General features: G+C 62.0%; 8 protein-coding genes. 3 read left to right on the top strand and 5 right to left on the bottom strand.

Annotated elements, in window-relative coordinates:
* Positions 1–201: 201 nt before the first annotated feature.
* Positions 202–513: a hypothetical protein gene (locus tag B4N44_RS12755; protein WP_296701390.1), complete on the bottom strand. Its 312-nt coding sequence runs from the start codon at positions 511–513 to the stop codon at positions 202–204.
* A 446-nt stretch (positions 514–959) separates the two neighbouring features.
* Here B4N44_RS12755 and B4N44_RS12750 point away from each other — a divergent pair, with 446 nt between their 5' ends.
* Together B4N44_RS12750 and B4N44_RS12745 are read left to right on the top strand one after the other, a co-directional pair.
* Positions 960–1,166: a hypothetical protein gene (locus B4N44_RS12750; protein ID WP_296701388.1), complete on the top strand. Its 207-nt coding sequence runs from the start codon at positions 960–962 to the stop codon at positions 1,164–1,166.
* Between the two features lie 98 nt (positions 1,167–1,264).
* The gene (locus B4N44_RS12745) at positions 1,265–2,038 is read left to right on the top strand and encodes a DUF3489 domain-containing protein (protein WP_296701386.1); all 774 of its coding nucleotides are present in this window, start codon (positions 1,265–1,267) and stop codon (positions 2,036–2,038) included.
* On the opposite strand, the gene B4N44_RS12740 is transcribed toward B4N44_RS12745, so the two are convergent.
* Positions 2,022–4,538: a diguanylate cyclase domain-containing protein gene (locus B4N44_RS12740; protein ID WP_296701383.1), complete on the bottom strand. Its 2,517-nt coding sequence runs from the start codon at positions 4,536–4,538 to the stop codon at positions 2,022–2,024. The genes B4N44_RS12745 and B4N44_RS12740 overlap by 17 nt on opposite strands.
* On the bottom strand, positions 4,535–5,230 hold the full coding sequence (locus tag B4N44_RS12735; RefSeq protein ID WP_296701380.1) for a biliverdin-producing heme oxygenase: 696 nt from the start codon (positions 5,228–5,230) through the stop codon (positions 4,535–4,537). The genes B4N44_RS12740 and B4N44_RS12735 overlap by 4 nt, the downstream gene beginning before the upstream one ends.
* A gap of 227 nt (positions 5,231–5,457) precedes the next feature.
* Between B4N44_RS12735 and B4N44_RS12730 the strand changes: the two genes are divergently transcribed.
* The gene (locus B4N44_RS12730) at positions 5,458–5,640 is read left to right on the top strand and encodes a hypothetical protein (RefSeq protein ID WP_296701377.1); all 183 of its coding nucleotides are present in this window, start codon (positions 5,458–5,460) and stop codon (positions 5,638–5,640) included.
* A gap of 296 nt (positions 5,641–5,936) precedes the next feature.
* Here the strand turns inward: B4N44_RS12730 and B4N44_RS12725 are convergent, their stop codons facing one another.
* A complete protein-coding gene (locus tag B4N44_RS12725; RefSeq protein ID WP_296701375.1) occupies positions 5,937–7,661 on the bottom strand; it encodes a Hint domain-containing protein in 1,725 nt (574 codons plus the stop codon).
* A 408-nt stretch (positions 7,662–8,069) separates the two neighbouring features.
* Positions 8,070–8,703: sensor histidine kinase (locus B4N44_RS12720; protein WP_296701374.1), on the bottom strand; the 634-nt coding region annotated here is incomplete at its 5' end.

Genomic DNA, 8,703 nt, shown 5'->3' with positions numbered 1-8,703 from the left:
CAAGGTGAACGCCGGCAAGCCCGAGCCCCGCACCCAAATAGAGCAGACCAGCCAGCAATTGCGGGTCGACCGAGCCGAGTAGAATTTTTGAGACGGGGGTCGTCACGCCAAACAGAACCGCCGATACAATCGCCAGGGGAACGCCGGGCCAGCTTGGTGAATTGATTAGCTCTGACATACCGTACGTTAGCATTTAGCGCTTCAAGCAACACGCTTTCTAGAAGCGTTATTTCTCGCCATGCGCATCCGCCCGTGAGTTCGGACGACAGCCCAGCCCGGCAGACCGCCGGCGAAGACCAGCCCGCCCATGGCACAGAGGCCTATGGAAGAATTCACCCAGGGTTGCAGTCCGAAATGCTCGATCACGGCGGCACCGCCGCCAATGCTGGCAACAACGGTGCTGATCAGACCGACCGCCCATTCGCGCGGTGACCGGGGCGGCGTCATCAACATGACAACCACCGCTGCGAGACCGGCACCGCCGGCCGCACCGCTGTTGGCTGGATCGGTCATTGTTACCTCCAAGATGTACGTCGATGGTTTTGATAGGGCTGCACACCGAGATCGGCGGGCGACGGGTTCGCGCACGGCTACCCGAGAACTGTCACCCAGAACCGTGGGGCCAGGTCCGATGGCGGCGGCGCCTCCGCTTCAGACACCAAGGCCTTCCGCACCACGGCGGCCACAGGGAATGTGACCGCGTCGGCCAGCCATGCCTCGCAGGTCAGGCGCCCAACGCGCACCAAGACGTCCGATCGGGGTACCGCGCCGCTACCAGAGAGAGGAGGCCGACGCACTCAGTATGGCCACCGATGATCGCTTGGGTGGTCCAAGCACATGATGATCCGATCTCCGACCACTTTGTAATGAAAACCCCCCATCTCGCTTGGCTCCCGCGCACCCCAGCGCGAATGGTCCATCACGTGGAGAGAACAAACCCTCCGCGGATGGAGGACCAGATGACCACCAGCCCGAAGAGCAACGAAACCGCCCTGGCCGCCTTCATGGCGGGCAAGGCCGAGATCGACGTCCTGCTGGCCCGGATCGCCGCCGCCAGCGACGACCACTTCGGTGCCAACCCCGAGCGCGTGACCTGGGGTGACGCCGGCAGTCTCGGCTTCGTCACCGAGCGCCTGAAGGAGATCACGGCGTTCCTTGGGGTCTGAAGGACCTCCACCCGCGACGGCCCCGACCGGGTGCGGCCCGGCGGGGCTCCGGGTCGTAGGAGGGCGGTGGTCGCCCTCCCTACCCAGGAGACGCGATCATGACGCAGACCCCGATCAAGCTTTCCGACACCGCCCGCGCGGTGCTGGAGCACGCCGCGACCCGCGAGGACCATCTGGTCCGTCCCCCAAGCCTGCCGGCCGCCGCCCGCGATCAGGTGGTCCGGTCCCTGCTGAACAGGGGGCTGGTCGAGGAAGTGCCGGCGCCCATCAACGATGCCGCCTACGCTTGGCGGTTGGATGAGGAGGCGGGGCCGTTGATGCTGCGCGCCACGTCGGAGGGTCTCGCCGCGATCGGACTGTCGGACGCCCCGACCGACGCGCCGACGTTGCCGGACACGGCTACGGATGATGCGGTGGCACGCGAAGCCGCCGCGGTGGCCGACGCCCTCGAGACCGCGCCCACGGCGCCGGCACGCAGGGGTTTGCGGCAGGCGGCGGAGGCGGTGCTTGCCGCCTGGACCGATGAGACCAACCGCGAGACCGACATGATCGCCGCCCTAGAGGGGCCGATGGCGGCGCTCCGAACCGCACTGGCCGACAAGCCCGCCCGCCACGTCGGCACCCCACGGGGCCCGCGCGAGGGGACCAAGCAGCAGGCGGTGCTCACCCTGCTGCGCCGGGATGAGGGCGCGGCCATCGCCCAGATCATGGAGGCCACCAACTGGCAGAGTCACACGGTGCGCGGCTTCCTCGCCGGGTTGAAGAAGAAGGGCATCCAGGTCGATGTCCTTGATCGCGTCCGCCAGGTCGGGCCCAACAAGGAGGGGGCCAAAGGGTCCTACAGCATCTATCGCATCACCGAGGCCGGCTGATGCGGTGCGCTTCCCCCACAAATCCACTGAGCTCACCCGCTGCATTGTGAATGGGGTCAATTGTCAAATCGTTCCAAAAGGAGCTGCCGTCCTTGCGGTAGTTCAGAATTTCTCGCCTGATGGAACGACCGCCCTCAAGTGCGTCGCGAATATCTCGGACGATGTTGGTATCGGTCGCAGGTCCCTGTAGGAAACGGCAGTTTTGACCTAAAGCTTCGAGCGCCGAATAACCAGTCATCGCTGTAAATGCGGGGTTAATGAACACAATAGGATTATCGTGTTGACGATCATCGGTCACGATCATAGCTCGCGACGTCGACATCAGCAGACGCTCGAGTGTCCCGCCCCACTCAGACATCGCGGTCCGCTCAGCCCAAATGGAGAATGCTGTTGCATCAGCCTGAGTGGGGTCACGTTCGAGGTGCAGGTCCTCCTCGGGCGCAGCAGCCCGTTGTGGGGCTTGCGGGGTCCCGGCGTGAAACAGGCGGTAGTTGCCGCGCCCACCCGCCTTCGCCTGATACATCGCCAGGTCGGCATCTCTCAGCAGTCCGTCGGGCACGGCACCGATCTGTCCAAGCGCAATGCCGATACTGACGCCGATTCCGACCTGCTGTCCGTTCAGTTCGAAGGGCTGGTTGAGGGCGGCGACGACCCTCTGGGCCAACGCGACCGATCGAAATGGCTGCTCGCCGCCCGCCTGAACGATTACGAATTCGTCCCCCCCTAGCCGCACAATTAGGTCGCCCTTTCGGACGCAACCGGACAGACGCTCGGCGACCGCACGCAGCAGGGCGTCTCCGGCTTGGTGGCCTAGCGTGTCATTGACTGCCTTGAAGTGATCGAGATCAAGATACAGGAGCCCGGTGTCTGGTCCAACGCCCTGTGCGTCCAGCTGTTCCTCGAACATCCGCCGGTTTGGTAAGCCGGTCAGAGTATCGTAGTACCGCAGCTTGGCCAGCTCGGCCTCCGCCTCGCGCGCAAGGGCCATCGTCACCATCCGCTGCAGCTCATGTGCGAGGCCACGATCTGCATCCTGCCACGGCTTCGAATGTCCGCGTACCAACTCCTGCCAAGCAGCGAATGAGTGTCGGGGCGATAGGCGGCCGCTAATTGTCTGGGGCGCGGTCGGCTTACAAGGGTTCCCAGCCCAATTGATTATACGTTCGATCTCCGGGCGAAACCAGATGATCACATCCGCCGCATTGGGAGGCAGGGGCAGGAGTAATGCTCCGCTGGCAAGCCCGTTGTGGAGGGACCAGTCGGGCAGAATCTCCTGGAGTTCGTCCACCGCGACAGCTGCGCCCTCCGACGTCGCGCGCAATGCTACCATCGCACGCTGAATTGCGTCGCCAGGTGGCGTCACGCCGAGGGTAACTGTGCGCTCTCCGAGGCGGATCACCGCACCTCCTGCCTGCACCAGGGAGAGAAGCGTGTCGCCGCTGGCATACAACGCGTCTATCACCGGCCCTGAATCGGCCAATCGCCCCACAATCTCATGGAACATACGCTGGCGACCGAGTTGCTCCGCGTAGGATTCAGCCTCTCCCAGACTTCCGAGAAGCAGCGAGACGAGCTGGCCGATGAGATCGCACTGGGCCCTCAGGTCTGCCGTGATGGCCAAAGGAGACCGATGGTGGAATACAAGCATGCCCCACAGCGCGTTGTTTAGTATCAACGACACACCGAGGCTGGCTTGGGTGCCCATGTTCCGCATGTATTCGAGGTGTATCGGCGAGACCGATCGCAGCCCGCACAGCGTCATATCGAGCCGACGGTGCGCTCCCAGAGCGGGATCGGCAAGAACCGGGACGGGCGTATAATCCACGTTGGCGATCGATCGGACGCGTTGCGCCAGATAGATGCGTCGGGCCTGACGGGGAATATCAGACGCGGGATAACGCAACCCCAAATATGGCTCAAGATCGCGGTCGCGGGCCTCGGCAACAACTTCGCCGTGACCTTCCCGATCAAAACGGTAGACCATGACCCGGTCGTAGCCGGTCAATTGACGAAGTTGCGCTACGACAATGGCACACAGTTCACGTTGACTGCTCGCGGCGTGGAGCGCTTGCATCACCGTCAAGGCGCCGCGGAGGGCCGCGCCCTGTTCCACATCAGGCGCAACGGCCTCGAGCTCGATGAAGACCGAGCCGTCCATACGATGGACAGCCATTTGCAAAGGGAAGGCTGCCGAAGGCGGGGTAACCAGTCTCGCATTGCTGAAACACCAACGTTCGTCGGCAAGCGCACGGCGGATACTTTGGCCCCCCTCATCGCCCAGAACCCGGTCCAGTGAGAGGCCGAGCACCGCCTCGGGGGAGAGGCCGAGCCACTCGGCGATGTTGGCACTGCAGTGGGTAACCTTCAGATCGTGCCGACCGACGACAAGCAGAGCGCCCCAAGGTTGTATTGCGCCTGGGGTGTGTATGGGCTCTTGGTCACAAATCGTGAGATCAGCCATTTGCTGCGGATCGCACGCGATCCCCGTAGGCTGGGTCATGACGTCTCGCTCTGGTGAAGGGGGCTGGTGAACCGTCTGATGATCGCCTGATAGGTCAACGTAGTACCTTCTTGCACGGAGTGCCCCGCTTCCGGATGACGATCCCCAAAGCAGTCCAGGGCCTCCACCATGGACTTCCACATCGCTCCGGTCTGTGCGCCGTGGCCGCTGAAAAAGCAGGTTGCGTCGGTCGGAATTTCCGCACTCCGCGCCTCCAGATGCCGGAGGATGACTTGACCACCCAGTGTCGACCCCTCCAGCACGTAGAGGGCACCGAGTGCCTGCGGGAATGAGGTGAGCCAGCCCACAGTCGACGCCATAATGGAGGGAGGAGGCCAACTGCCGAGAATAGCCAAATCGCGGACGAGGCGGCTCGAATGAACCCGTTCGCGCAAATTCAGACCTAGGCATTCCCAACCGCGCTGTAGACTCAGGGCCTGCTCCAAGGGCGCGTAAAGCCCGTAGAACCCGACCAGGGTCGCGACGTAACTGGCGCGATCGTGCACACATGCAGGAAAGTTTAACGCGGCCTCGGCCTGGCGATGCAATGGGGCCGTCGCTGAACGGAGGCGTTGGGATAGCGGCTGAGGCATCTGGGTCTCCGCGCCCCCGGACAGGCGGCACGGCTCATAGGCATGGCCACTTCTGCTGAAGGCTTTGCCATTGGCACCGAGATGGAATATCCTGATCATCTATAAATAACCTCCGCCAACAGACGATCCAGCCATCCGCTTCATGTTTAATCCGAATTCAGCCGCCTTAATTTCAAAAAAAATGGCTATGGACTGTATAGATATAGTGGACCGCGCCGAGTATTTAAGGGGGAGTTGGCCCGCCCCATGTTGAGACGTTCCTGGCCGCATTGCCTCCCGTGAGCCGATAGGCGGGGAGCAAATCCTCAGAGGAAAGCAATGAGGGCATGGGCGAGACCTGGACGGTGGTGCGCCTGGAGCGCCCCCTGCAACTCCGCCGTTCGATGGTCGGCACCAACTCTGTCGGGAATATGATTGGTTACGATCCAGCGCAACCGCGACTACGGACTATGCTCAGCTTGCAGGGCTACGATCAGGATCTGGTCCAGCTACAGCAAAATCCGCAATGAAATAACCCCCAATCTCGCTTGGCTCCCGCGCACCCCAGCGCGAATGGTCCATCACGCGGAGAGAACATCCTCCCCGCGGATGGGCGCCGTGTGCCGCCTTGCCGGTGATCGTCGCGTTGAAGAACGCGCAAACGAACAGGCGAGCCTCTGGCCCGGTCAGGAACCGCCTGATCGCCAAGCCTTGCCGGTTGCGCGATCCGTAGGTCGGATAGCTAGCAGGCGCTCGAACGGACCGTCCCACAGCACGGTCTGGGGGGGGCATGTGGCGGGAGCGCAAATGGGCGGCAGTAACAACCTTAACGCCGCGCCCCACTTTTCCCGACATTCGGTCGCACCGTCCGTCTGCCTGCCATGGCTGCATGCGTTTCAACACAACGACGGACTGCGTCGAACTCACTTCCACAAATCGCCAGGGGCGCATAACCCAGTGCTTCCCAGACTGCCCCGCTATCGGGGGCGGGCGTGGAGAAGTCCGGAAAGAGTTGCATTGCCCCGTCGGCGTTCTCAAAATTCAAGCGCGAGTCTGTCCCTAGATAGGACTCCGCGGGCAGGCCCTCGGCCAGCAGGATGTCATGAGTAGAAAGTTCCACGTGATAGTAGACGACGGAGTCCCTTGGGACCTGGGCGATGGAGGTGCCGTTCATCAGGTGCTTGATGGGGATAAGCACATCCTCCGCGAAAACAGCGTGGTCGGGTGACAGCCAAAGGTCACGGTGTGGCAAACTGGTGCCAAAAGCACCGGCGGAAACACGCACGGGCCAAACAAGCTGTGGTGCGCCATGGCGACTGCAATCCACATGGCGGATACCGATCCATGCGATGGGACGCGAGGCTCCGGAGCCGGTGATGACGTTATCCCCGACAGCCAAATTCTCCACGGCGATCTCTCCGCGGTCGGTCAGGATGTGTGTCCCTGCGCAATAGCACGGCGCGTTGTCCAACGTTACCTGCGTGCCGCTGCCATTGGTGGTCAGATGAAAGGACCGGCCTGTAAAATCATCCGTTGGATCGAGCTGGATTGTATAGAGGACGCCGCCTTCAGTAATGTGCAGCTTATTTTTCGCGTCCAGGACCGCGGTGCCGCCGGCGTCGAACGTCACGTTCGCCAGGTCGAAGGTGTCATCGGACGAGAAGCCGGCGATGGAGCCACCGAATGACGCGGTGTCATTGAAACCTATGGTCCAAGCGGCCCCGGCGGCGAGGACGACCTGGTCGATCTCGACAAATTTGGTCCCGAGACCATCCAGGGTTCCGATCCCGCCACCCGCCAACTCAATGATATTATTGCCCGTGCCACCATTGACGAGGTCGCCCATGACGTTGCCCGGCGCAAACCGGAAGCGGTCGTCGCCGGCGCCACCGGTCAGAGCATCGGTGCCTGTACCAGCATTGAAGATGACGGAATGCGCGGCGGACAGCGCGGACGCGTCCAGCTTGTTGCCGGAGTCGCCGCCGATCACGGTAATCACCCCGTCCGGCAGGCGGGCGAAGTTGCCTTCCGCCAAGGTGAGGCTGTTCGCCCCACCATTCCCGAGTTGGAAAGTTTGAAACCCGCTGACGTTGGTCGGGATCATGGTTCCGGCAGTGGTCAGCACCAGCCGGTTCGTCGAGCCATCGCCGCTGTTCAGGGCGCCCATGATGATGTCGGCGGTCAGCGCGGCGGCCGCGACGGACACGAGGTTGTTGCCGGCCGCAGTGTTGACCGTATTGAGCCCATCTCCCAACGCGATCTTGTTGCCGCCGGTTCCGACGACGATCGTGTTGCTGCCATCACCAACGGTGATATCACTGTTACCGTTGCCGGTGGTCACGGTGTTGTTCCCGGCTCCGAACACCAACAACTCGGTTCCGTCACCGACGGTCACGGTGTTGCTGCCGTCTCCAAGCGTAAATAAATTGTCACCATTGCCGAGAGTAATGGTGTTATTCCCGTCCTTACCGGTAATGACATAATCGTCATTGGGCGGTGTCGGTGTGATCGTGTTGTCGATAGTGCCGAGGTCGATGAATTGAGTCGCCATGGAATCCTCCTACGCCGGATCGACGCATCGCCAGGTTCAAATTTTAGATTTGATCCAGGGGTGCAAAATTATACTTGTGTTTAATGTTGCAGAGGCCTGTTGTGGAGGTATGAAGATAGGCATTCTGGCTTCTGCCGAGCAGATACGGGATGTACTCATGCCGCCGAATGAGGTCGCTTTGTAGGGCAAAGGAGCGCTGGCTCCATCACTTACAGGTTGTGCGCACGGACACCTCACCATACCCATAAGATATCCTGTGATCTGGAAGCACCGGTTAGGCGGCGCCTTCGTGTGACCCGCGGACCCGGGATCCGCGATCACCACGTGCGTAGCTCCAGCTCCCTGGCCCGTCGAGCGAGATCAGAAAGCTGGTACCCGCACGGATGCTTCGGCAATGATCATCACCGCTCACGGCGGTGATATCAGGTCCTCTTTGTCGAGGCGGATTTTCGGGGCCGAAGCGATGCGGGTGAAGGTGATCGTCGTACGCATGCCTTCACCTGGGTGCGACTCCACGCGCAGGTCGGCGTTGGCGTTTTGTCGCAGGGAGCGGACGATCAGTTCACCGAGCTTGCCCCGTTGTGGCCAGTCGACGCCATCCGGCAGGCCATTGCCGTCGTCGGCGATGATCACGCGACAACCGCCGTCATCGGACTGGCTCCGCAAGGTGATCGTGCCGCCATCACGCCCGACAAAGGCGTGCTTCACCGCATTCGTCAGCAACTCATTCGCAACCAACCCGATCGGCAACGCGACGTTGACCGAGACCGGATAGGAATCAACCTTAAGATCGAGGCTGACGCCCTCGATTGCGTGTGCATGCATGACGGACGAAACGATCTCGCTCAGGTAGATGCCGAGATCGACTTCGTCCGTTTTTCCGAACGACGACAGCAGGCTGTAGAGGGTCTGCAGCGCGTTGATCCGTCCGGCCAGGCGGTCGAACGGCACCGTATCGATCTGGCCTCGGGCGTTGCGGGCCTCAAAACGAACCAGGGCCGTGATCATCTGTAAATTATTCGTAACTCCCAAGCCCCCCACC

The sequence above is a fragment of the Thiocapsa sp. UBA6158 genome (genome assembly GCF_002423035.1).
Taxonomy (GTDB): Bacteria; Pseudomonadota; Gammaproteobacteria; order Chromatiales; family Chromatiaceae; genus Thiocapsa.
This window is presented reverse-complemented; position numbering and strand designations above follow the sequence as displayed.